Origin of the sequence: Pacificitalea manganoxidans (genome assembly GCF_002504165.1) — a bacterium.
GTDB classification, from domain to species: Bacteria; Pseudomonadota; Alphaproteobacteria; order Rhodobacterales; family Rhodobacteraceae; genus Pacificitalea; species Pacificitalea manganoxidans.
On sequence record NZ_CP021404.1, the window covers coordinates 2,032,487 to 2,054,269 of the forward strand.

21 protein-coding genes are annotated in these 21,783 nt (G+C 64.5%); 10 read left to right on the forward strand and 11 right to left on the reverse strand.

What is annotated here, in order from left to right:
* Positions 1 to 53: 53 nt before the first annotated feature.
* The 3 genes from rpsI to CBW24_RS09290 all read right to left on the reverse strand — a co-directional run bounded on the left by rpsI (position 54) and on the right by CBW24_RS09290 (position 2,572).
* Positions 54 to 545, reverse strand: a complete 492-nt coding sequence (rpsI, locus tag CBW24_RS09280) for a 30S ribosomal protein S9 (RefSeq protein WP_088663711.1) — start codon at positions 543 to 545, stop codon at positions 54 to 56.
* 2 nt (positions 546 to 547) lie between these two features.
* Positions 548 to 1,012, reverse strand: coding sequence for a 50S ribosomal protein L13 (gene rplM / locus CBW24_RS09285; RefSeq protein ID WP_088663710.1), 465 nt, complete (start codon positions 1,010 to 1,012; stop codon positions 548 to 550).
* Positions 1,013 to 1,180: 168 nt separating this feature from the next.
* Positions 1,181 to 2,572, reverse strand: a complete 1,392-nt coding sequence (locus CBW24_RS09290) for an aminotransferase-like domain-containing protein (protein WP_088663709.1) — start codon at positions 2,570 to 2,572, stop codon at positions 1,181 to 1,183.
* A gap of 96 nt (positions 2,573 to 2,668) precedes the next feature.
* Between CBW24_RS09290 and CBW24_RS09295 the strand changes: the two genes are divergently transcribed.
* Together CBW24_RS09295 and CBW24_RS09300 are read left to right on the forward strand one after the other, a co-directional pair.
* Complete coding sequence (locus CBW24_RS09295) at positions 2,669 to 2,908, forward strand: DUF1127 domain-containing protein (protein WP_088663708.1); 240 nt, start codon at positions 2,669 to 2,671, stop codon at positions 2,906 to 2,908.
* Between the two features lie 158 nt (positions 2,909 to 3,066).
* The gene (locus tag CBW24_RS09300) at positions 3,067 to 3,270 is read left to right on the forward strand and encodes a hypothetical protein (RefSeq protein ID WP_097373423.1); all 204 of its coding nucleotides are present in this window, start codon (positions 3,067 to 3,069) and stop codon (positions 3,268 to 3,270) included.
* Here CBW24_RS09300 and CBW24_RS09305 read toward each other — a convergent pair whose 3' ends face one another.
* Complete coding sequence (locus tag CBW24_RS09305) at positions 3,271 to 3,681, reverse strand: PaaI family thioesterase (RefSeq protein ID WP_232529653.1); 411 nt, start codon at positions 3,679 to 3,681, stop codon at positions 3,271 to 3,273.
* Between the two features lie 274 nt (positions 3,682 to 3,955).
* Here CBW24_RS09305 and CBW24_RS09310 point away from each other — a divergent pair, with 274 nt between their 5' ends.
* Positions 3,956 to 5,215, forward strand: a complete 1,260-nt coding sequence (locus CBW24_RS09310) for a glutamate-5-semialdehyde dehydrogenase (protein WP_097373425.1) — start codon at positions 3,956 to 3,958, stop codon at positions 5,213 to 5,215.
* A 645-nt stretch (positions 5,216 to 5,860) separates the two neighbouring features.
* Here CBW24_RS09310 and CBW24_RS09315 read toward each other — a convergent pair.
* Complete coding sequence (locus CBW24_RS09315; protein WP_232529655.1) at positions 5,861 to 6,565, reverse strand: histidine phosphotransferase family protein; 705 nt, start codon at positions 6,563 to 6,565, stop codon at positions 5,861 to 5,863.
* Positions 6,566 to 6,750: 185 nt separating this feature from the next.
* Here CBW24_RS09315 and CBW24_RS09320 point away from each other — a divergent pair, with 185 nt between their 5' ends.
* The 4 genes from CBW24_RS09320 to CBW24_RS09335 all read left to right on the forward strand — a co-directional run bounded on the left by CBW24_RS09320 (position 6,751) and on the right by CBW24_RS09335 (position 11,529).
* Positions 6,751 to 6,930 (forward strand): DUF3553 domain-containing protein, encoded by a 180-nt coding sequence (locus tag CBW24_RS09320; RefSeq protein ID WP_088661883.1) that lies wholly within the window; start codon positions 6,751 to 6,753, stop codon positions 6,928 to 6,930.
* Between the two features lie 185 nt (positions 6,931 to 7,115).
* Positions 7,116 to 7,691 carry a peptidoglycan-binding domain-containing protein gene (locus CBW24_RS09325; protein WP_232529657.1) on the forward strand — a complete coding sequence of 192 codons (576 nt, stop codon included), beginning with the start codon at positions 7,116 to 7,118 and terminating at the stop codon, positions 7,689 to 7,691.
* A 242-nt stretch (positions 7,692 to 7,933) separates the two neighbouring features.
* The gene (locus CBW24_RS09330; protein WP_097373426.1) at positions 7,934 to 10,576 is read left to right on the forward strand and encodes a membrane-bound PQQ-dependent dehydrogenase, glucose/quinate/shikimate family; all 2,643 of its coding nucleotides are present in this window, start codon (positions 7,934 to 7,936) and stop codon (positions 10,574 to 10,576) included.
* A gap of 191 nt (positions 10,577 to 10,767) precedes the next feature.
* Entirely contained in the window at positions 10,768 to 11,529 is a 762-nt protein-coding gene (locus CBW24_RS09335) for a sulfite exporter TauE/SafE family protein (RefSeq protein ID WP_088661881.1), read from the forward strand.
* Positions 11,530 to 11,547: 18 nt separating this feature from the next.
* Here CBW24_RS09335 and CBW24_RS09340 read toward each other — a convergent pair whose 3' ends face one another.
* From CBW24_RS09340 to acnA, 5 genes are all read right to left on the reverse strand, one after another.
* Complete coding sequence (locus CBW24_RS09340) at positions 11,548 to 12,777, reverse strand: MFS transporter (protein ID WP_097373427.1); 1,230 nt, start codon at positions 12,775 to 12,777, stop codon at positions 11,548 to 11,550.
* The gene (locus CBW24_RS09345) at positions 12,774 to 13,619 is read right to left on the reverse strand and encodes a fumarylacetoacetate hydrolase family protein (protein ID WP_097373428.1); all 846 of its coding nucleotides are present in this window, start codon (positions 13,617 to 13,619) and stop codon (positions 12,774 to 12,776) included. Before CBW24_RS09345 ends, CBW24_RS09340 begins: the two co-directional genes overlap by 4 nt.
* A 148-nt stretch (positions 13,620 to 13,767) precedes the next feature.
* Positions 13,768 to 14,304: a gluconokinase gene (locus CBW24_RS09350; protein WP_198405164.1), complete on the reverse strand. Its 537-nt coding sequence runs from the start codon at positions 14,302 to 14,304 to the stop codon at positions 13,768 to 13,770.
* A gap of 481 nt (positions 14,305 to 14,785) precedes the next feature.
* Positions 14,786 to 14,971, reverse strand: a complete 186-nt coding sequence (locus tag CBW24_RS18375) for a hypothetical protein (RefSeq protein ID WP_157773184.1) — start codon at positions 14,969 to 14,971, stop codon at positions 14,786 to 14,788.
* Positions 14,972 to 15,066: 95 nt separating this feature from the next.
* Positions 15,067 to 17,838, reverse strand: coding sequence for an aconitate hydratase AcnA (gene acnA / locus CBW24_RS09355; RefSeq protein WP_088661877.1), 2,772 nt, complete (start codon positions 17,836 to 17,838; stop codon positions 15,067 to 15,069).
* A gap of 228 nt (positions 17,839 to 18,066) precedes the next feature.
* Here acnA and CBW24_RS09360 point away from each other — a divergent pair, with 228 nt between their 5' ends.
* The 3 genes from CBW24_RS09360 to CBW24_RS09370 all read left to right on the forward strand — a co-directional run bounded on the left by CBW24_RS09360 (position 18,067) and on the right by CBW24_RS09370 (position 20,461).
* Positions 18,067 to 19,116: a DUF1223 domain-containing protein gene (locus tag CBW24_RS09360; protein ID WP_232529659.1), complete on the forward strand. Its 1,050-nt coding sequence runs from the start codon at positions 18,067 to 18,069 to the stop codon at positions 19,114 to 19,116.
* A 185-nt stretch (positions 19,117 to 19,301) separates the two neighbouring features.
* Positions 19,302 to 19,946 carry a guanylate kinase gene (gmk, locus tag CBW24_RS09365; protein ID WP_088661876.1) on the forward strand — a complete coding sequence of 215 codons (645 nt, stop codon included), beginning with the start codon at positions 19,302 to 19,304 and terminating at the stop codon, positions 19,944 to 19,946.
* Complete coding sequence (locus CBW24_RS09370; protein WP_097373429.1) at positions 19,943 to 20,461, forward strand: gamma carbonic anhydrase family protein; 519 nt, start codon at positions 19,943 to 19,945, stop codon at positions 20,459 to 20,461. The genes gmk and CBW24_RS09370 overlap by 4 nt, the downstream gene beginning before the upstream one ends.
* A 117-nt stretch (positions 20,462 to 20,578) precedes the next feature.
* Here the strand turns inward: CBW24_RS09370 and CBW24_RS09375 are convergent, their stop codons facing one another.
* The gene (locus tag CBW24_RS09375; protein WP_097373430.1) at positions 20,579 to 21,352 is read right to left on the reverse strand and encodes a 3-hydroxybutyrate dehydrogenase; all 774 of its coding nucleotides are present in this window, start codon (positions 21,350 to 21,352) and stop codon (positions 20,579 to 20,581) included.
* Positions 21,353 to 21,783: the final 431 nt, after the last annotated feature.

Sequence of the window (21,783 nt, forward strand, 5' to 3'; positions counted from 1 at the left end):
ACGAAAAAGGCCGCTCCAATGAGCGGCCTTTCCGTAACGAATGTTCTCGCGACTTAACGCTTGGAGAACTGGAAGCTCCGGCGAGCCTTGCGGCGGCCGAACTTCTTACGTTCCACCACGCGGCTGTCGCGGGTCAGGAAGCCGGCGGCCTTCAGCGCGCCGCGCAGGCTGGGATCGTAAAGCTGCAGCGCTTTGGACACGCCATGCTTCACAGCACCGGCCTGACCGGACAGACCGCCGCCTTTGACGGTCGCGGTCACGTCGAATTCACCTTCGACACCGGCGACGGTGAAGGGCTGACGCAGGATCATCTGCAGCACGGGACGCGCGAAATAGGCGTTCAGTTCCTTGCCGTTGACGGTGACCTTGCCGGAGCCCGGCTTGATCCAGACACGGGCAACCGCGTCTTTCCGTTTGCCGGTGGCGTAGGACCGGCCGAGCGAGTCGCGAACGGGTTCGCGCGGCTCGCCGGCGTCGAGAACGGCAGCATCGGTGCCGGTCACGGCGGTGTTCAGCTCGTCGAGCGATTTGATTTCTTCGGCCATGCTCACGCGCTCCGGGTGTTTTTGGCGTTCAGGGATTTGACGTCCAGAACTTCGGGGCTCTGGGCCTCATGCGGATGCTCGGTGCCGGCGTAGATCCGCAGGTTGGTCATCAGCTGACGGCTCAGACGGTTGCCGGGCAGCATGCGCTGAACGGCTTTCTCGACCACGCGCTCGGGATGCGCGCCTTCGAGGATCTGCTGTGCCGTGCGGGATTTGATCCCACCGGGGTGGCCGGTGTGGCGGTAGTAGACCTTGTCGGTCCGCTTCTTACCGGTCAGCTGGATCTTGTCCGCATTGATGACGATCACGTTGTCGCCCATATCCATGTGCGGGGTGAACGTCGCCTTGTGCTTGCCGCGCAGGCGCATGGCGATGATCGAGGCGAGACGGCCCAGAACGACACCTTCGGCGTCGATCAGGATCCACTTCTTCTCGATATCCGCCGGGGTCGCGGTGAAGGTTTTCATGAGTGAAGCCCCTTGAGGTCAGTCGGTGGATTCCCCGGCCAGCCGGGGAGGAATTCGGATTGCGGTGTTCTAACGATGACAGCGACGCAGTCAAGCGCCACTTGGCGTGATTTTAGCAGTAAAATCAATGGTGTAAAAATAAGGTAACTGGTTACCCCACTTTTCGGCTCAGATATCGACCCCCATTGGCCGCCGGGCCAGCAGATCAGCCATCTGTTCCAGCGCCGCTTGGAATCGCGCCGGTCCGTTCATGCTGTTAAGCGCCAGCCGCACCGCGTGGGGCGCGGCCCCGTCCGGCAGGGCGAATTCGTCGGCGGGCTTGATGCGGATCAGCCGCGCGGCGCAGGCCGAAGCAAAGGTCGAGCCGCGCCACCCCGTCGGCAGGGGCAGCCAGATGAACGGCGCGTCTTCGTGCCATGCGACTTCCCATTGGCCCAGCACATTCAAGGCTTTGCGCACCTGCGCGCGGTTGATGCGCAGCACCTTGTTTCGCACGTCTGCCGCCGCGCCGGATCGCAGCAGGTCGCCCGCCACATCCACGATCGGCTGCGCCAAGCCGTAAAAGCTGGACTGCGCCACCTGCCGCGCCTGCTCCGACATGCCGACGGGGCACACGGTGTAGCCAAAGCGCAGTGACGACGAAAATGATTTCGACAGCGACGACACATACCAGCCCCGCTCCGGGCACAGATCGCGATAGGTCGGCGCCCGCGAGGTGCCGATGCGGTGGCAATCATCCTCGATCACTTGCAACTGCCATGTGCGCGCGATCCGCGCCAACTCGGCCTTGCGCTCCGGCGGGGTGTGGATCGTCGTCGGGCTGTGCAACTCGGCGGAGGTGAGCAGCACCTGCGCCCCGTGGCGCCGCGCGGCCTCTTCCAGCCGGTCAGGTCGCAGGCCGTGGGCGTCCATCTCCACTCCCACCAACTCCGCCCGCAGCAGCCGGGCCGCATGGCGCACACCGGGATAGGTCAGTTCTTCGGTCAGGATTACGGGCCGAGGGCCGTTCAGCACGGTTTGCAACGCCATGATGATACTGTTCTGCGCGCCAAGGCCGAGAACAATATCATCCGCGCCAATCGGGGCCTCCAGCGCATCGCCGACCCATTGGGCAACAGCGGCGCGGGTCGCGGCGTCGGTGTCGCTGGTGGGGTAGTCGATATACCCCGCGCCAGCCCCCGCCAGCCGCCCCAGCGCCTCGGCGATCAGCGCGCCCTGCCCCACATCGGCCACCCGGCATCCGCGAAAATCGACATCATCGGGAACGGGCGCGTTGATCAACGGCTCGTCCGGCAGCACCCGGCGGGGCTGCGCCCGGCCCGCGACAAAGGTGCCGCGGCCAACGCCCGCCTCCAAAATGCCCGCGTCGATCAGCCCGCGATAGGCGCGCGCGACGGTGCCCGGCGTCACGCCCAGCTGCCATGCCATGTCCCGCACCGCAGGCAGACGTGCGCCGGATTGTAACGATCCGTCGTGCACTTTCGCCCGGATCGCTTCGCCGAGTTGCTGATATTTAGGCCCTTCGCCAGAAAGAGCATCACCAGACCAAATTGTATCCATCACAATCTTTCAATGGACCTTGCGTCAAAACCGCGTGTATCAATTCATTGTAGCAGTGAGGCTACATTGTATCAACACAATTCAAGGAATAAGATCATGATCTCCCCCTCGCTTCGTCCTGACGCTCTCGGTGTTTCGGCCCGGCTCGCCCAGCGATCCGCTCTGCCGCTGACCGCGGCCGTGCTGGTGAAGGTTGCGGAGACCATGACCCTGTGGTCCGAGCGACGCCGCACCCGCAAAACGCTCGCCGGACTGCCAAAGCACCTGCTGGACGATATCGGGATGAGCGGCGACGCGGCTTATACGGAGGCCCGCCGCCCGTTCTGGCGCAGCTAGTTCCCCCGCGCCGGGACGCTTGAGGCCGGGTCCATCGGGTCCGGCCTCCTTTTCGCATCACGCATCGTGATGCCACCGACAACAATCATTCGTTTCCGAAATGACATGCCCTGCCCCATATCGGAGGCAGACATCATTTTGCGTCAGAGGCCTTTGTCATGACCACAGTTACCACCAATTCCCCGCTTCACCCGACGCACAATGCCGAGCCGATTGATCCGGCCAAGGTGATCGGCGCGCTTATCTTCGCGCTCATGCTGGCCGTGTCGGCGCTTGCCGGTGGAGCCTCCACGCCGCAACCAGACGCGCCGCAAGCCGAGGTCTGGCGCGGCAATGCCGCCAGTCTGCCGGGCGACCGCTGATTACCGCTCCGGCGGGATGGCGTAGGTCATGCTGGCGCGGGCGACGGGCGCATCGCTCCCTTCGGAGCGGATAAGCGCGTCCCCCACCGCCAGCAGCCGCCCCAGTTTCAGCAGCCGCGTCTCGGCCAGCAGATCGACACCGGCGGCGGGTTTGCGCATAAAATCCATCGCGCAACTTGTCGTCACGCTCAGCGCGCGCGGCCCGATGCGCGACAGGATCGCCAGATAGATCGCCACATCCGCCAGCGCAAACATGGAGGGCCCGGAAACGGTGCCGCCCGGGCGCAGGTGGCGCGCCTTGACCCGCAACCGCAGGATAAGCCCGTCGGCGGTGATCTGCTCGACCTCGAAATCCTCGCGCACCTGTGCGAAGTCCGTGTCGAGAAACTGGCCCAGCGCGCTCGCATCCATCGCTATAGCATCCATCCGGCAACGCCCCCCTTCGTGCGGCTGATTGTGGGCATCCTTGCCGCAGGGGCGGCAACAGGCAAGAGCACGGGTCGGGCGGCGGCGCGGAAACGTCGCGGCAAACCCCCGGTGCGAAACGTGATTTGGCCTGCGCGCCCGCGCGGGCTATCCTGCGGCACAATCCCGTCCGTCGAAAAACCGAGTTGAGCCGACCGCCCCTATCGCGTACCGATCCCGCGCCGCACGGGGGTGCGGCCAGAAAACGGAGAGCAGCGCCATGAAGGACATGGATGAGAACATCGCGGGCCTCATGGCCGAGATCGGCGCCGCCGCGCGCATGGCCGCGTCCGAGCTGGCTTTTGCCTCCTCGCAGGCCAAAACCGATGCGCTGGAACATGCCGCGCAGGTGATCTGGGACCGGCGCGACGCGCTGCTGACCGCGAATGAGGCGGATCTGGACTTCGGCGCAGCGAAAGGCCTGTCTTCGGCGATGATGGACCGGCTCCGCCTGACCGAGGACCGGATCGAGGCGATGTGCGACAGCATCCGCGCCGTCGCCCGGCAAAGCGACCCCATCGGCGAAACGATCGAGGAATGGGATCGCCCCACCGGCCTTCATATCCGCAAGGTGCGCACACCGCTGGGCGTCATCGGCGTGATCTATGAAAGCCGCCCCAACGTGACCGCCGATGCCGGGGCGCTCGCGCTCAAATCCGGCAATGCGGTGATCCTGCGCGGCGGCTCGGAAAGCTTCCACAGCGCGCGGGTGATCCACGAAGGCTTGCTGGACGGGTTGCGCCATGCCGGTCTGCCGGAGGCCGCCATTCAGATCGTGCCGACCCGCGCGCGCGAAGCCGTATCGGTCATGCTGGCCATGACCGATACGATCGACGTCATCGTGCCGCGCGGCGGCAAGGGGCTCGTCGGACTGGTGCAGCGCGAAGCCCGCGTGCCGGTCTTTGCCCATCTCGAAGGCATCTGCCACATCTATATCGACAAGAACGCCGATCCCGTTAAGGCCCGCGCCGTCGTGATCAACGCGAAAACCCGCCGCACCGGGATTTGCGGCGCCGCCGAATGCCTGCTGATCCACCGCGATCTGGCGCAGGGTCTGGGGCAGCAAATCCTCACCGATCTGATGGTCGAGGGTGTCGAGGTGCGCGCGGGTGACGGGCTTGCCGGCTCGGTCGAGGCGACGGAGGCCGATTGGGGCACCGAATATCTCGATAAGGTCATCGCGGCGAAGCTGGTCGATGATGTGGACGATGCGATCGCTCATATCCGCCGCTATGGCTCTGGCCATACCGAAGCGGTGCTGACCGAGGATGACGCCGTGGCCGACCGGTTCTTTACCCGTCTCGACAGCGCGATCCTGATGCGCAACGCCTCCACCCAATTTGCCGATGGCGGCGAATTCGGCATGGGCGCGGAGATCGGGATCGCCACGGGCAAGATGCACGCCCGCGGCCCCGTCGGCGCGCGGGAATTGACCAGTTTCAAATATCTGGTGACCGGCGACGGCACCGTCCGCCGCTGACCCTGCCGGACCGCCCGTCAGAAATGTCGGGCGGTTCGCGCATATTCTGAGAGCGGGCGTAGGGGCGGCCTGCGGGGCAATCGGCTGTCGTGACAGGCGCAGGGGAGGTCGCGCGTGTCCTCCTCGATCCATGCCGAACCAGCGCGCCGGGTCGGAGCGCACATGCGTGACACGCATTTCGTGCCCTGCTCCTTGGTCCGGACAGAATTTGCGGGGCGTGCCCCTGTGGCTCTACCTGAGCCCGTTTGCCGGCAACGGTAAACCTTCCCTTCAGCGACCCCTCATTCGAACGCACGGCTTTCGCCGAACGACGCGCGCTGCGCTTGGCGCTCTACACCTTCAAACATAAAGCTCACGGCTCACGGCTTACGGCTTACGGCTTACGGCTTACGGCTTACGGCTTACGGCTTACGGCTTACGGCTTACGGCTTACGGCTTACGGCTTACGGCTTACGGCTTACGGCTTACGGCTTACGGCTTACGGCTTACGGCTTACGGCTTACGGCTTACGGCTTACGGCTCAGAGTTGCGCGTCGCGTTAGATGAGGAAAGCGCATTCACGCTGACCTCATGGGTTCTGGCATACGGGCAAACAAACTCGCCTCCCGCGCCGCGCGCGGTCCGATGGATGGCATATGCGCCGTGTCAGAACGTCAGTGTCATGCCCTCCGTGTCTTTGGTCGCGTGAAGGTCGAGGCCGAGGTCGCGCATCCGGTCGCGGGCCAGCGCGAAATGCACGTCGCCCGCGCGCAGGTCCATCGTCGCCGGGGCGCCATCTGGGGCGAGCATCCGCCACAGGGCGCTGTCAATGCGCAGAACCGGACCCTCTGCGCGCAGCAGCCATCCCGCGTCTCCGGCGGCGCGGATTGTGATCTGACCGCCCCGCGCCAGCGCGCTTTCAAGGCAGAGCACCAGCAGGAACGCGATCTGCACGGTTGCGCGGGGGCGATCCTCCTCCACCTGCCAATCGACGCGCACGCGCCCGCCTGCATAAAGGTCTGCCAGAATACCGCGAAGTTCGGACCGGCCTAGCCGCTGTTCGTGGCCCGCGAGCCCGAACGCTACACGGAAAAACCGGATACGCGCATTCGCCTGCACCACCGAGTCGCTGATAAGTTCCAATTCCGCCGAGCCACCGGGCATCGTGCGCCCGCCCGCCATGGCAAGCAGTTCAAGCCCGTTGCCGATGGCGCCGACCGGGCTGATCAGATCGTGACAAATGCGCGACCCGACAAGCTGGGCGAGCGCACCCGGCGATAACGGCGCCTGCCCCATCCGGTCCCCGCCGGGCGCGGGCGGCACGGCGTCCGACAGGCTGCGATGCGGTGCAACTGTGTCCTCCACGGTCATAACTGTCCCTCCTTGCTGTTATGGGCCTGCTCTGCCTGCAGGCCGCATGTGGCGGCCTTCCCCAAGGCCGCAATCCGTCGACGCATCTAGTGTGCCATCCCGCGCCGCAGCCCTGCCCGGCCACGGTCGGTTGCGAGCGTCTGGCGCACGCGCTACGTCTATCCGCGCACCCAAGGAGCCGCGCCATGTCCGATCTCAACGCTATTCTGACGCCCGGCATGCTGGTGCGTCACCCCGCGCAGCCCGATTGGGGGCTGGGACAGGTCCAGTCGAATATCGGCGGGCGGATCACGGTGAACTTCGAAAATGCCGGCAAGGTCGTGATCGCCGGCGCCAAGGTGGAGTTGCAGCCGGTGTTCGAATGAGGCCGCAACGCGAATATTCTGAAATTTGCACCTAAACGTAAAAACAACCTTAACGGCGCGGCGATTTCGGTCAAGCATCGTCCCCTCGCGGCCTGCGCCCCCTTCCCGCGCGGGGGCTGCTGCGCTACTCTGACCCGAACCCGGACGCCCCACCGGCCGATCCGGGAAGCCGAGAGCAGATTGCCGTGACATTTCTTGCCCCTATCCCGCCCCGCAGCCGCGTTGCGCCCGGTCCCGTCGGTTCTGCGCTGCTGTTGACCCTGTGGCTGGCGGGATGCGTGGCAAGCCCGCCCGAAGTGACCCGCGTGGCGGAGCCTGATACCATTTTGACCCATGAAAACGGCCCGCCCGGCGCGCGCGAAGGCAGTTGCTGGGGGCGGGACCGCACCCCGGCTGTGATCGAGACGGTGACCGAACAGATCGTTGTCGCCCCAGGTGTCACGGGGCCTGACGGGCAGGTGCAGCAGCAACCGGTCTATCAGACCGAGACCCGCCAACGCATTGTCGAGGAGCGGCGCGAGATCTGGTTCGAGACACCTTGTGTGGCTGCGCTGACGCCGGAATTCGTGTCCTCCTTGCAGCGGGCGCTTTCCGCGCGCCGGGCTTATGCGGGACCCATTAACGGCGTGTTGGATCAGCCGACCCGCGCCGCCATTCGGGCCTATCAGCGCCCACTGGGGCTCAATAGCGGGGTGCTGGCGCTTAGCACCGCGCGTGAGCTGGGCCTTGCGGCGCATGAATTCTCTGAGGGGCGCGGTTAGCGCGTCGTCGTTCGGACGAATTTCGCCCTCCGGCACCGGTTCCCGCAGCTCACGGCACCTTGACCTGACCCCGGCTTGCGCCAGTATCACCCATGACGAAACGGTCATTGATCGGACCGGGACAGGACATGCGCGCCATGCGGCGGGCCTAATCCTCTGAATCCCATCGGATTTCGCGGAACCGGAGAAAGTTCCCAACCGTTCCCTCGATACACGGTAATTTCATACGGAAGGCAGAGCACATGGCGACCACGTCCCCACACGGCTCCGAACCGCCTCGCAAGGGGCTTTCTTACTGGTGGTCGATCCTGTTGGGGATCGTCTTTGCGGCTTTGGGCCTCGTGCTTGCGGCGGGGGGCGTCTGGCTCGTCGCATTGGGCGGGTCGTGGTATTACGTCTGCGCCGGCGCGGGGCTGCTGATTTCCGGCATACTGCTCTTTGGCGTCAATATCGGCGGCTTCTGGGTGTATCTGCTCACGTGGATTGGCACGCTGATCTGGGCGTTTTGGGAGGTGGGCGCCGATCTTTGGCCGCTGGTGCCGCGTGTCGTCGCACCCACCGTTCTGTTGATCGCGCTGATCTTTGCCCTGCCCGCGCTGCGCCGTCGCCGTCAGGCCGGTGTGCTCGCCGGGTTTGCCGCCGTGATGGCTGCCGCATTTGTGCTGACCCCCGCACCGCGCGCCATGGCGCAGGTCGCGACCATCGCGGAGGAGCCGCAGGACACCGCGCAGGAGCCGACCGCCCCGGACGCAGCCCCTGCTGAAGCAGCACCCGAGACCCCGGCTGCGGACACCCCTGCCGCCAACACGGCGACGCCGGAGACGGACACAGAGGCCAACGCAGAGACCACCGAAACCTCCGAACCCGCTGCCGATACCGAGGCACCGGACACCGCGTCTGACGCGGCGACCGAAACGCCCCCGGTTTCGCTGGAGGAGCGTCAGACCGCACGCCCGCAAGCCAGCCGGGAAGCCCAGCGTCCGCTTGAATCCGGGCCGGACTGGCCTGCCTATGGGGCGACCGAATCCGCCACCCGGTATTCCCCACTCAGCCAGATCACCGCAGAAAACGTGGGCGAACTGGAGGAGGCATGGCGCATCAACACCGGCGACATGCCCGCAGGCGACACCGAGGGGAAATATTCCCCCGAAAACACCCCGATTAAGGTCGGCAACAGCTTGTTTATGTGCACCGCGATGAACATCATGCTGTCGCTCGATCCTGCGACCGGGCGCGAGAAATGGCGCTATGATCCGCAGGTGTCGCCGGATGCGATCCCCTATGGCGCGACCTGTCGCGGCGTGACCTATTACGCCGATCCGAACGCCGAGCCCGACGCCCTATGCGCCGCGCGGGTGGTTCAGGGCACGCTCGATGCCCGGCTCATCGCCGTCGATGCCGAAACCGGGCAGCTATGCCCCGAATTCGGGCAAGAAGGTATGGTCGATCTGAACGAAGGGATCGGCGAAACCGTCCCCGGTTGGTATGCCATCTCGTCGCCGCCGGTTCTGGTGCGCGGCGTGCTAGTGACTGGCGCGCAGGTCAAGGACGGTCAGGCCGAAAACGCGCCCTCGGGCGTCGTGCGCGGCTATGATGCCGTTACCGGCGAACTGGTCTGGGCGTGGGATATGGGTGCGCCCGATCGCACCGGAGCCCCCGCCGAGGGCGAGGTCTACACCCGCGGCACGCCCAACATGTGGACCATCGCCGCAACCGACGAAGAGCTCGGCTTTGTCTACCTGCCTATGGGCAACAGTTCCGTCGATTACTACGGCGGCAATCGCGAGGAGTTCGAGAATGAATACTCGACCTCCCTCGTCGCCATCGACGCTACCACCGGTGAGGTCGCATGGCATTTCCAGACCGTGCATTACGATGTCTGGGACTATGACCTTGGCTCGCAGCCCACATTGATCGACATGCCCGATGGCACCCGTGCCGTTATCCTGCCGTCCAAGCAGGGGCAGATCTATGTGCTGAACGCCGAAACCGGTGAAAGCCTGTTCCCGGTCGAGGAACGCGAGGTGCCGACCACCGGCGGTGTCGAAGACGGGAACTATTCCCCGACGCAGCCCTATTCCGGCTATGCCTCTCTGGCCAAGCCGCGGCTGGAGGAAAAGGACATGTGGGGCATGAGCCCCATCGACCAGCTGTGGTGCCGCATCCAGTTCCGCCGGGCCAACTACAAGGGCGAATACACGCCGCCCTCCGCGGACCGTCCGTGGATCCAGTATCCTGGCTATAACGGCGGCTCGGACTGGGGTTCGATCGCGGTCGATCCCGAGCGGGGCATCCTCATCGCGAACTACAACGATATGCCCAACTTCAACCAGTTGATCCCGCGCGATAAGGCCGACGAAATGGGTCTGCGCCCGATCAACGAGGGCGGCAACCCGCCCGCCGCCGAAGGCGCCGGTGATCCGCAGGCAGGCTCGCCCTACGCGATCAATGTCAACGCTGGTTGGCGGCTGGGCTTCACCGGGATGCTCTGCAAGGAGCCGCCCTATGGCTGGATCCGGGGTATCGACCTCGCCACCGGCGAAACGCTCTGGGATCATCCCTTGGGCAGCGCGGTGAATAACGGCCCGTTCGGCATCCCCTCGATGCTGCCGATGACCATTGGCACGCCCAACAATGGCGGGCCGATCATCACCGCCGGTGGCGTGGCGTTCGTGGCCGCAACCACCGACAACCGCTTCCGCGCCTTTGACGTGGAGACGGGCGAGGAGCTGTGGCAGACCGAATTGCCCGGTGGCGGGCAGACCACGCCCATCACCTACGAGGCCGATGGACGGCAGTTCGTCGTCATCGCCCCCGGCGGCCATCACTTCATGGAAACGCCGGTGTCCGACGCGGTGATCGCCTACGCGCTGCCTCAGCAATAAGGCCCATCTCGGCCCCCCACGGGGTAACAGCCTTTAGCCCTCGCGCCCTCCGGCGCGGGGGCTTTTTCATGGCCCGCTACACCGCATCGCGCACGCCCGCCGCGGCACATCGTGCAATCACGTCTGTCAGGGCTTTAGTCTGCCCGCGCGCCCGTCTAGACCATGCGCGACGCGATAACCAAAGCAGCCCAATGATTGAAATTCCCTTGGCCCTGATCGGGCTTGCCGCCTTCATGGTTGGCCTGTCGAAAGGCGGGCTGGTCTCGATTTCCTCCCTCGCCGTGCCTGTGCTGGCCATCTGGATGGATCCGATCACCGCTGCCGCATTGTTGCTGCCGATCTATCTGATCTCGGACGCGGTGGGGGTGTGGCTCTATCGACGCGACTATTCCGCATGGAACCTAAAGCTGCTGATCCCTGCCGGGCTGGCCGGTGTCGTGATCGGCACGTTGCTGGAGCCCTTGGTGCCCAGTTCGGCCTTTACCATCGCGGTGGGTCTGATCGGGCTCGCCTACTGCCTGCGCGCGTGGTTCATCACCGGGCGCGATGGCCCCGCGCGGCCCGCAGATGTGCCGCGCGGCATTTTCTGGGGCATCATGACCGGGATCGCCAGCTTCATCTCCCATTCGGGCGGGCCGCCGTGGCAGACCTATGTCCTGCCGCAGAAACTGCCGAAACTGGTCTTTGCCGGCACCACCACCATCGCGTTTGCGGCGATCAATCTGGCCAAGGTGCCCGCCTATCTCAGCCTCGGGGCCCTGTCGCACGTGGATTGGCAACTGACCGGGCTGTTGGCGGTGGCGGGCATCCTCGGCACCATCTGCGGACGCTGGGCCGCGCGCGCGGTCAGCGACCGGCATTACCTGAACCTGATCCAAGGCCTGCTGTTCGTGCTTTCGCTGCGGCTGATTTGGCAAGGTGGGCGCGACCTGATCGCCTTGATCGGGGCCTGAGCGCCCACCGGGCCGCCGCTACGCGCGCGCCGCCATGCTGCGCGAAAGCCACAGCGCCAGCGCAATGGACAGCACCATCATGGCAACCACGCACCATGACGCGATCCACCAGCCCGGCCAGCGTGACAGAACCAGCCCGGCCACGATCGGCCCGCTGACCTGTCCCAGCCCGGCGCCCTGATAGAACAGACCGGACAGAAGCGGCGCATCCGCCGGGCGCTGCGCAAGTAACGGGATCGAGCCCCAGATCGCCGCGGGGGGGACCCCCGCCCCCAGTCCAAACCCAATAACCCCGGTCATGCGCACCCAACCCGGCGCGCCGTCCGCCGTAATCAAAAGCGCCGCCACGGCAATCACCGCCACCGCCGCGCCGGTCATCAGCGGCATGCTCCAGCCCCGGTCGATCATCCGCCCGGTCGCCACGTTCATCGGCAGCATGCACAGCATCGCCACCATCACCGCCAGCCCCGCGCGCGACGGGCTGAGCCCCATGTCATCCACCAATATCGTCGGCAGGAAGCTCATGAGGATCATGTTTCCGGCGGAAAAACTGACAAACACCGCCGCCACCAGAAGCTCGGTCCGGCGCAGGACGTCCCGCGCGGAAATGGCCTGCGGCGCATCCGCCGGGGGCACTGCCACAGCCCGCGTGCCGCCGCGCCACAGCGCGACCCACGCCACGCCGGGCGCCACGGCACACAGAACAAAGAACCAGCGCCATCCCAGCGGATCGAGGCTCAGCGCCGCCAGCGCCATCGCCAGGGCCACGCCAGCAGGCAACCACATCGCCCAAATGCCCATCACGGCTGACGACTTTCCCGTGCCCGCCGCACCGCGTATGAGCGCTGGCAATGCCGTGGTGCACAGTGCGAAGCCTATCGCCTCGATCAGGCGTGTCCCGATCAGCCAGACCGCGCCATTCGCAAGCGCCCCGCCCAATCCCGCCACCACGATCAGCGCCAGCCCCGTCAACGCCGCGCGTCGCGGCCCGACCCGGCGGCTCGCCATGCCAAAGCCGAACCCCGCCAGCGCCGCGACGACACTGATCAAGGACACATAGGCCGCCAGAACCGACACCGCGCTGCCGAATTCCGCGCGGATCAGGGGCAGCGCGGCGGAGCCTTTGCCGATCTGAAGCGCTGCGGTCATACCGCAACAGGTCGCCAGCCAGATCATGCGCCAGTCGGTCGCAACCCGGTCCGGCAGGGAAAGTGCGCCCCCGTCCCGCGCCGACCTCAGCGCGGTCACCGGTCGGCCATCACGGTCTGTTCCTGATGCCCCAGCCCGTCGATTTCCAGCCGCATCACGTCGCCGTCCTGCAACCAGACCTGCGGCGACATCCCCATCCCCACACCGGGCGGCGTGCCTGTGGTTACAATATCTCCGGGCTCCAACGTCATGAATTGGCTCAGATAATGCACCAGATGAGCAATGCCGAAAATGAGCGTGGCTGAGGATCCATCCTGCCGCCGCACCCCGTTCACATCCAGACGCATGCCCAGATTGTGAGGATCGGCGATCTCGTCCGCTGTGACCAGCCACGGCCCGATCGGCGCGAATGTGTCGTGGCTTTTGCCCTTGGTCCACTGCCCCTGCCGCTCCGCCTGCCAGCAGCGTTCGGAGACGTCGTTGACGATGGTGTAGCCAGCCACATGCGACAGCGCGTCGGCCTCGCTCACCCGCCGGGCACGGGTGCCGATGACAAAGCCAAGCTCGACCTCCCAATCCAGTTTTTCGGCGTGGTCTGGCCGCAGGACCGGATCATAAGGCCCTGAAATCGCGGAGGTCGCCTTGAGAAACGTGATCGGCTCGGACGGGATCGCCATGCCGGTTTCAGCGGCATGGTCGGAATAGTTAAGGCCAATCCCGATGAGCTTCCCCACCCGCCCGACGCAGGCCCCGATACGCGGCGTGCCCGTCACGGCAGGCAGGCTGGCCGGATCGAGGGCCCGCAGCCGTGCAAGGCTATCGGCCCCGAGCATTGCGCCATCGATGTCGTCGACCTCCCCCGACAGGTCACGCAGAGTGCCATCCGCGTCGAGCAGACCCGGCTTTTCCGCCCCGCGTTCACCGTATCGCAACAGTTTCATCCGTATCCTCCCGATAGATTAGCTGCTCATGTCATAGACCTTGCGTAACCAAACAGGAAGGGGGTTCCGTATGGGCATATACCCTAGGCGGTCACAATATTAATCATGTTATAGCAGTGCGTTGTGTGAAGAAGTTGAACTAGATAACCTAGTAAACCGTCCTCTCTAGAGCGGACATGACCGCCTGCACCGTGGCTGTCGGGTCCGAGGAAACTTCTACCGTGCAGCCGCGCTCATCCGGCGCGAGAGGCTCCAGCGTGGCGTATTGGCTATCGAGCAGCGACACGGGCATAAAGTGGCCCTGCCGCCCCTCGATCCGCGCCGCGATGACGTCCCGCGTCTCTGTCAGATGGACGAAGGTCACGGGCCGGGGGGCGCTTTCCCCCTTTCCGCGCAAGCGGTCGCGATAGGCCCGCCGCAGCGCCGAACACGCGACAACCAAAGGTGCCTCCGCGCGGGACATTTCCTCGCGAATACGGTCCAGCCACGGCGCCCGATCCGCATCGGTCAAGGGCGTGCCTGCCGCCATTTTGCGTCGGTTCGCATCAGGGTGCAGAGCATCGCCCTCGACAAAGCGACGATTGAGCCGCGCGGCCAGCGCCTCCCCGACCGTCGATTTCCCGCAGCCGGAAACCCCCATCACGATGATATCGCCGCACCGGTCGGGCCATGGATCTTTTTGCATATGCACCTCTCGAAGCCTGCTCAGCGAAACCAAATCTTCATCTCTTTGGTGTTTTCTGAACCCGTTGAACGAGGATGTCACCCACAACACCGGCAATCCACGCCGGACTGACCCACCGCCATGCGTTCTTGGGCTGGACTCGTGAGCCGAGAATACACGGCCTATCCGCACTGATTGCGGAACGCGCTTGAGCCAGAGCGGGCGCGCTCTTCGTCAGGGCTAATTGCTGCGTGCTTGGGGCGTAACGCCGCCGTCACCGGAGCGCGGCGGCGATGGCCTAAGTCCTGTCGGAGTGCGGACCACGCAGCGGACGCTGCGCGCACCGTGCCACCTAAACCAGCCCGGCGCAGGGTGAAAAGCCGCGCAAACGTGGCGGGCATAACCTAAATCCCACGCCGCTCCGCCTCCATTGGCAGCGCCCAAGGACGGTTCTCGGCAGTCCCGCAAGGGCGCGATACGGAGATACGGCGATACGGGCGGATCACCGGCGGTAGGTCAATCGCCCGATGCGTCTAAAGCGCTCCCGAATTAAAACCGTCAAGCCACCCGTCAGACCAACAACGACAAACAGCACTGACCCCTGCCACAGCCACAGCCACAGCCACAGCCACAGCCACAGCCACAGTCGCACCCACACGACGACCGCAACAAACACAATCTTGCGCACGGGTTGGTCCCTGCGGGCGCAAGCAAAAGCCCCGGCCGATGGGCCGGGGCTTTCAAACTGTGTCACCTCACCGGATCGCGCCGGTGACGCCCCGATCAGGACTTGGCGAGGTCGCGGAGCACATAGTGCAGCACACCGCCATTCTCGACATATTCCTTCTCGACCGCCGTATCGATACGGCAGCGCAGGGTCACGTCCTTGGTCGTGCCGTCGGCATAGGTGATCTGAGCGGTCACTTCCTGCAGCGGGGTGACATCGGCCAGACCCTTGATCGACACGCTTTCCTCACCGGTGATGCCCAGCGACGAGCGGGTGTCGCCGCCGGTGAACTCGAACGGAAGAACGCCCATGCCGATCAGGTTGGAGCGGTGGATCCGCTCGAAGCTCTCGGCGATCACGGCCTTCACACCCAAAAGCGCGGTGCCTTTGGCGGCCCAGTCACGCGAGGAGCCCGCGCCATACTGTTCGCCGCCAAAGATGACCAGCGGCGTGCCCTGATCCATGAACGCCATCGCGGCATCGTAGATCGAGGTCTGTTCGCCATCCGGGCCTTTGGTGTAGCCGCCCTCGACGCCGTCGAGCATCTCGTTGCGGATACGGATGTTGGCGAAGGTGCCGCGCATCATCACTTCGTGGTTGCCCCGGCGCGAGCCGTAGGAGTTGAACTCCCGCTGCGGCACCTGACGGTCGAGCAGGTATTTCCCGGCCGGCGTGGTGTCCTTGAACGAGCCCGCGGGCGAGATGTGGTCCGTGGTGATCATGTCACCCAGCACCGCCAGCACGCGCGCCCCGTCGATATCGGCAATGGCGCCGGGATCTTTGGGCATGTTCTTGAAGTAGGGCGGGTTCTGAACGTAGGTCGAGGAGGCCGGCCAGTCGTAGGTTTCCTTGTCGGTGGTCTCCACCGACTGCCACTTCTCGTCGCCCTTGAACACGTCGGCATATTTGGACTGGAACGCCTCGCGGGTCACGGTCTTCTCGACCAGATCGGAGATTTCCTTGGCCGACGGCCAGATGTCTTTCAGGTAGACATCGTTGCCGTTCTTGTCTTTGCCCAGCGACGCGGTGGTAATGTCCACATTCATGTCGCCGATCAGCGAATAGGCGACGACCAGCGGCGGCGACGCCAGATAGTTCGCGCGCACATCGGGGCTGATCCGGCCTTCGAAGTTACGGTTGCCCGACAGGACCGACACACCGATCAGATCGTTGTCGTTGATGCACTTGCTGATCGTGGGCTCCAGCGGGCCGGAGTTGCCGATACAGGTGGTGCAGCCATAGCCAACAAGGTTGAACCCGATCGCGTCGAGATCATCCTGCAGATCGGCGGCTTCCAGATACTCGGACACGACCTGAGAGCCGGGCGCGAGCGAGGTTTTCACCCAAGGTTTGCGGGTCAGGCCAAGTTCGCGCGCCTTGCGGGCGACCAGACCGGCCCCGATCATCACATAAGGGTTCGAGGTGTTGGTGCAGGAGGTGATCGAGGCGATCACGATCGAGCCGTCATGCAGCTGATAGTGACCGTCATCGGTCTGCACGAAACCGCGCTTGTGATAGCCTTCGTCGCCGGGGATATCGGTCGGCTCGGGCTGGCCGCCCTCACCTTCCCAACGGCCTTCGGCACGGTTGCTGGCGTCATTGGCGCTGCGCTGACCTTCGACATATTTGCCGAACTCGGTCGCCGCCACGTCCAGCGCGATATAGTCCTGCGGACGCTTCGGGCCGGAGATCGCGGGAACGATCGTGCCCATGTCGAGCGACAGGGTGTCGGTGTAGACGGGCGCATAGGACGCGTCGCGCCAGAAGCCGTTGGCCTTCGCATAGGCTTCGACCAGAGCGATGCGGTCTTTGTCGCGGCCGGTGTTTTCCAGATAGCGCAGGGTTTCCTGATCGATCGGGAAGAAGCCACAGGTGGCGCCGTATTCAGGGGCCATGTTGGCGATGGTCGCCCGGTCGGCCAGCGGCAGGTTGTCGAGACCGTCGCCGTAGAATTCGACGAATTTGCTCACCACGCCTTTGGCGCGCAGCATTTCGACGACCTTCAGAACCAGATCGGTGCCGGTCGTGCCTTCGACCATGCGGCCGGTCAACTCGAAACCGATGACCTCGGGAATCAGCATGGAAATCGGCTGACCCAGCATCGCGGCTTCGGCCTCGATACCGCCCACGCCCCAGCCCAGAACGGCAGCGCCGTTGACCATGGTGGTGTGGCTGTCGGTGCCGACGAGCGTGTCGGGATAGGCAACCTCATCGCCGTTCTGATCCGTGTCGGACCAAACCGTCTGGCTGAGATATTCCAGGTTCACCTGGTGGCAGATGCCGGTGCCCGGCGGAACCACACGGAAGTTGTTGAACGCTTTCTGACCCCATTTCAGGAAGGTGTAGCGCTCAAGGTTCCGTTCGTATTCGCGGTCGACGTTCATCTGGAACGCGCGCGGGTTGCCGAACTCGTCGATCATGACCGAATGGTCGATGACCAGATCGACGGGGTTCAGCGGGTTGATCTTCTGTGCGTCGCCGCCCAGAGCGGTGATGCCGTCGCGCATGGCTGCAAGGTCGACAACGGCGGGAACGCCGGTGAAGTCCTGCATCAGAACGCGGGCCGGACGGTAGGCGATCTCGCGGGGGTTCTTGCCCCCCTTCTGCGCCCATTCGGCAAAGGCCTTGATATCCTCGACCGAGACGGTCTTGTCATCCTCAAAGCGAAGCATGTTCTCCAGCACCACCTTCAACGCGGCGGGCAGTTTGGAGAAATCGCCCAGACCGGCCTCTTCGGCGGCGGGGATGGAATAGTAGGCGAAGGACTTTCCGTTGACCTCTAGGGTCTTTCGGGTCTTGGCGGTATCGTGACCGACAACGATGGGCATGCGATGGCTCCCTTCCAGCATCAGGGGTAAGGCTGGGCTCGATGTGCCTGACGCGACTGATCGGATCAAGGGGGAATCGAGCCTGTGGCGCAAAATGTATACCGTTGCACACCGAATGACGAGGGTGGCAGAAGGGTTTTGCGACAGACTCTCGCAATTCCTTGATTGGTGCTCGATGTTCGGGCGCACTAGAACCGAAGCCACGATAGAGACAATGAACGGATCACCATGCGACGGATAATGCTTGCCGCGCTCTGCTGCCTTGGCGCGGGGATTGGAAGCTCCGGCCTGGCGCTTGCGCAGGCGGGAGGCCAGGCCCCGGAGCGGCCTGTCATCGCCGGTGCCATCGGTTCAGCCAGCGCGGCGCAGGGCAGTTCGCTCGACAGGATCGCGGGACGTCTGTCGGATCTGTGGCGCGACGGGGTGCATTCGGCGGAGGCGCTTGCGGGCGTTCCCTTGCTGGCCTCGCCCCCTCCGATGGCCCCGCCGCTGGCGTCCTCCGTTACCGTAAGGCGCGCCGCCGCGCCCTTTGGCGGCAGTTTCGTGCAGGGCCCAGCCCAGCCGGTGCAGACCCACCCCGCGCAGATGCTGCCCGCTCAGGCCGACCGCGCGACCGGGTCCGAAGCCCCTGCCCCCGCCAGCACCGAAAATCCCGTCGTGGTCGAGCTTTACACCTCGCAAGGCTGTTCCTCCTGCCCGCCTGCCGACGAATTGCTGTCCCGGCTTGCGGCCAAGGACGGGGTGATCGCCTTGGCGCTGCATGTGGATTACTGGGATTACATCGGCTGGGCCGATAAATTCGCCCGTCCAGCGCATACCAAACGCCAGAAAGCCTACGCGCATGCCAATGGCTCCCGCACGATTTACACGCCGCAGATGGTCATCAACGGCACCGAACAGGTCGTCGGTGCCCGCCCGATGGAAGTCGTCGATCTGCTGGAGCATCACGCAGCACAAGCCAATTCCGTGCGTCTTCAGGCCCGCCGCGTTGGCGACATGATCGAACTGAAGGCCCCGTCCCCCTCGCCTGCCTTGGGCGAACTAGTCGTGCAACTGGTCCGCTACCTGCCCAGTGCGACCGTGACCATCAAGAAGGGCGAGAACGCCGGTAAGACGCTGGACTACGCCAACATCGTCACCAGTTGGGATGTGGTCGGCAAATGGGACGGACAATCGGTGCTGGACGTGTCGCTGCCCGCGCCCGGATCGGACCCCGCCGTGGTGATCGTTCAGCGTCCCGGCCCCGGTCCCATCGTCGGCGCGGCACGGGTGCCCTGACCCTCTGCGCGCGCCCTGAAACCTAATTTTCTCATTTAATTTCAGGCCGCTACGGGATGCCTTTAACCTGACGCATGGCGTCTACCCCCTGCACCCTCTGTCCTGATCGGGCTTGACCTCCGCCCGTCGATCGCCCAGATGCGCGGGCAACCTCGACGTGGAACACCAAACTAAACGGAGGGCACATGGCCGATCGCCGCGGGCTCCTGATCATCCTGTCCTCGCCTTCCGGTGCCGGCAAATCGACGCTGGCGCGACGGTTGATGGAGTGGGACCCAGGCCTGCGTTTCTCGGTCTCCGCCACCACCCGAAACCCCCGCCCCGGCGAAGTCGATGGCCGCGAATACTATTTCCGCAGTCACGCGCAGTTCGAGGAATTGGTCGAATCCGGCGATATGCTGGAACATGCCAAAGTCTTTGACCATTACTACGGCTCCCCCCGCGAACCGGTCGAGGCGGCCATCAGTGCCGGTCAGGACGTGCTGTTCGACATCGACTGGCAGGGCGGTCAGCAGATCCGCACCTCGGTTCTGGGCAAACACACGCTGTCGATCTTTATCCTGCCGCCGTCGATCCCGGAATTGGAGCGCCGCCTGCGCGCCCGCGCCCAAGACCCCGAGGACGTGATCGAAAACCGGATGAAGAAAAGCCGTGACGAAATCAGCCATTGGCCCGAGTATGACTACGTTTTGGTCAATGACGATCTGGACGCGACCGAGGACCGGCTGAAAACCATCGTCAGCGCCGAACGGTTGCGCATTTCGCAGCAGCCCGATCTGGCTGCCGTGGTGCGCCGTTTGAATGGTGAATTCGAGGAACGTCACGCATGATCTACGCGCTAGACGGGCAACGCCCGCAGATCGACCCCGATAGTTGGATTGCGCCGGACGCCAATCTGATCGGTCGGGTGGACATCCGCGCAGGCGGATCTGTCTGGTTCGGCGCGACCCTGCGCGGCGATAACGAGGCGATCATCCTCGGCGAAGGGTCCAACATTCAGGAAAATTGCGTGTTGCATACCGATATCGGCTATCCGCTGGAGATTGGCGCGAATTGCACGATCGGGCATAAGGCGATGCTGCATGGCTGCATCATCGGCGAGCAAACGCTGATCGGGATGGGGGCCACCGTGCTGAACGGCGCGCGTATCGGGCGCAATTGCCTGATCGGCGCAGGCGCGCTGATCCCCGAAGGGCGCGAGATCCCCGACGGGTCTCTTGTCATGGGCATGCCGGGTAAGGTCGTGCGCCAATTGGATGACGCGGCCATTGCCAAACTCCGCGCATCGGCGGAGCATTATCAAACCCGCATGCGCCGCTTCCGCGAAGGCCTCCGCCCCGTTTAAGCGCACATGGCGGCACGGGTATACTCCCCAGCCGTTAGCGATGCGCGTTGCAAGACGCGGCCACCGCGCGCAAGCGGAGCTCACGCCACCCGGCGCGGCCCCGCCTGTGCGGTCACCTCACAAAGCGGTCCAGCCGCCATCCACCGAAATCGTCGTGCCGGTGATCTGATCGGCAGCCGGGGAGCACAGGAACACCGCCGTGCCGCCCAGTTGCTCGACCGTCGTGAATTGCTTTGATGGTTGCCGTTCGAGGATGATCTTCTCGATCACTTCCTCTTCGGTCATGTCGTATTTCTTCATCGTGTCGGGGATCTGCTTATCGACCAGCGGCGTGTGCACGTAGCCAGGGCAGATCGCGTTGGCGGTGATCGGCTCTTTCGCGGTCTCCAGCGCCACGACCTTGGTCATGCCGACGACACCGTGTTTTGCCGACACATAGGCGGATTTATAGGGTGATGCGGTCAGACCGTGCGCGGAGGCGATATTGATGACGCGGCCCCACCCGGCCTTGCGCATCAGCGGCAGCGCGGCGGCAGTCGTGTGGAAGGCCGAGCTGAGCATGATGGCGATGATGGCGTCCCACTTTTCTGTCGGGAATTCATCGATGGGCGCGACATGCTGGATGCCCGCATTGTTGATGAGAATATCGCAAGCGCCTGCTTTCTCGATCAGCGCGCGACATTCGGCGCCCTTTGACATGTCCGCCTGTATGTAGCGCACGTTCGCGCCGGTTTCGCGCGACAGTTCGCGGGCCAGATCGTGGTCCTCGTCCCGGTCGGTAAAGCTGTTGATCACCACGTCAGCCCCGGCGCGGGCCAGTTCGCGCGCCACGCCCAAACCGATGCCGCTGTTCGATCCGGTGATGATCGCGGTCTTGGAGGTCAAAGTCATCAGGTCTGCTCCTGTTTCCATTGCTGCTCATGATATATGCCGCAACTGCGAAAAGGAGAGGGAAAATGCCGCAAGCACCCCCCTGCGCGCCGGAAATGTCGCAGGCGCCCCATCGCGGACCGGCGACCACCATGCGCGGAACCCCGCCCATCGCCTGTGCCCCGTGCCCGCAATGCTTGGTGAACCGGGACCGGCAGGCTATTGGCAGAGCACGCCGATTCTCTTGCCCCTACGCCACGCGATCCCGCCCGCAGATCCTGCTGCCCGGCCTTGATCCCGATTGCGTGACCTGCCCAAAAAAAACGCCCGCACAAGGCGGGCGCTAAGTTATTGAGGCAGGTTTCATACAGGCAAGAAACCTATCGAGCAGTGCCCTCGTTATACGCAATCCGCCGCTGGTTTCAAAGCTAAAAGTTTGAAACTCCTTGAAT

What these genes read in the sequence shown, in the direction of transcription:
- rpsI (WP_088663711.1), bottom strand. Translation starts at nt 545, where the DNA reads ATGGCCGAAGAAATCAAATCGCTCGACGAGCTGAACACCGCCGTGACC.
- rplM (WP_088663710.1), bottom strand. Translation starts at nt 1,012, where the DNA reads ATGAAAACCTTCACCGCGACCCCGGCGGATATCGAGAAGAAGTGGATC.
- CBW24_RS09290 (WP_088663709.1), bottom strand. Translation starts at nt 2,572, where the DNA reads ATGGATACAATTTGGTCTGGTGATGCTCTTTCTGGCGAAGGGCCTAAA.
- CBW24_RS09295 (WP_088663708.1), top strand. Translation starts at nt 2,669, where the DNA reads ATGATCTCCCCCTCGCTTCGTCCTGACGCTCTCGGTGTTTCGGCCCGG.
- CBW24_RS09300 (WP_097373423.1), top strand. Translation starts at nt 3,067, where the DNA reads ATGACCACAGTTACCACCAATTCCCCGCTTCACCCGACGCACAATGCC.
- CBW24_RS09305 (WP_232529653.1), bottom strand. Translation starts at nt 3,681, where the DNA reads ATGGATGCGAGCGCGCTGGGCCAGTTTCTCGACACGGACTTCGCACAG.
- CBW24_RS09310 (WP_097373425.1), top strand. Translation starts at nt 3,956, where the DNA reads ATGAAGGACATGGATGAGAACATCGCGGGCCTCATGGCCGAGATCGGC.
- CBW24_RS09315 (WP_232529655.1), bottom strand. Translation starts at nt 6,565, where the DNA reads ATGACCGTGGAGGACACAGTTGCACCGCATCGCAGCCTGTCGGACGCC.
- CBW24_RS09320 (WP_088661883.1), top strand. Translation starts at nt 6,751, where the DNA reads ATGTCCGATCTCAACGCTATTCTGACGCCCGGCATGCTGGTGCGTCAC.
- CBW24_RS09330 (WP_097373426.1), top strand. Translation starts at nt 7,934, where the DNA reads ATGGCGACCACGTCCCCACACGGCTCCGAACCGCCTCGCAAGGGGCTT.
- CBW24_RS09335 (WP_088661881.1), top strand. Translation starts at nt 10,768, where the DNA reads ATGATTGAAATTCCCTTGGCCCTGATCGGGCTTGCCGCCTTCATGGTT.
- CBW24_RS09345 (WP_097373428.1), bottom strand. Translation starts at nt 13,619, where the DNA reads ATGAAACTGTTGCGATACGGTGAACGCGGGGCGGAAAAGCCGGGTCTG.
- CBW24_RS09350 (WP_198405164.1), bottom strand. Translation starts at nt 14,304, where the DNA reads ATGCAAAAAGATCCATGGCCCGACCGGTGCGGCGATATCATCGTGATG.
- acnA (WP_088661877.1), bottom strand. Translation starts at nt 17,838, where the DNA reads ATGCCCATCGTTGTCGGTCACGATACCGCCAAGACCCGAAAGACCCTA.
- CBW24_RS09360 (WP_232529659.1), top strand. Translation starts at nt 18,067, where the DNA reads ATGCGACGGATAATGCTTGCCGCGCTCTGCTGCCTTGGCGCGGGGATT.
- gmk (WP_088661876.1), top strand. Translation starts at nt 19,302, where the DNA reads ATGGCCGATCGCCGCGGGCTCCTGATCATCCTGTCCTCGCCTTCCGGT.
- CBW24_RS09370 (WP_097373429.1), top strand. Translation starts at nt 19,943, where the DNA reads ATGATCTACGCGCTAGACGGGCAACGCCCGCAGATCGACCCCGATAGT.
- CBW24_RS09375 (WP_097373430.1), bottom strand. Translation starts at nt 21,352, where the DNA reads ATGACTTTGACCTCCAAGACCGCGATCATCACCGGATCGAACAGCGGC.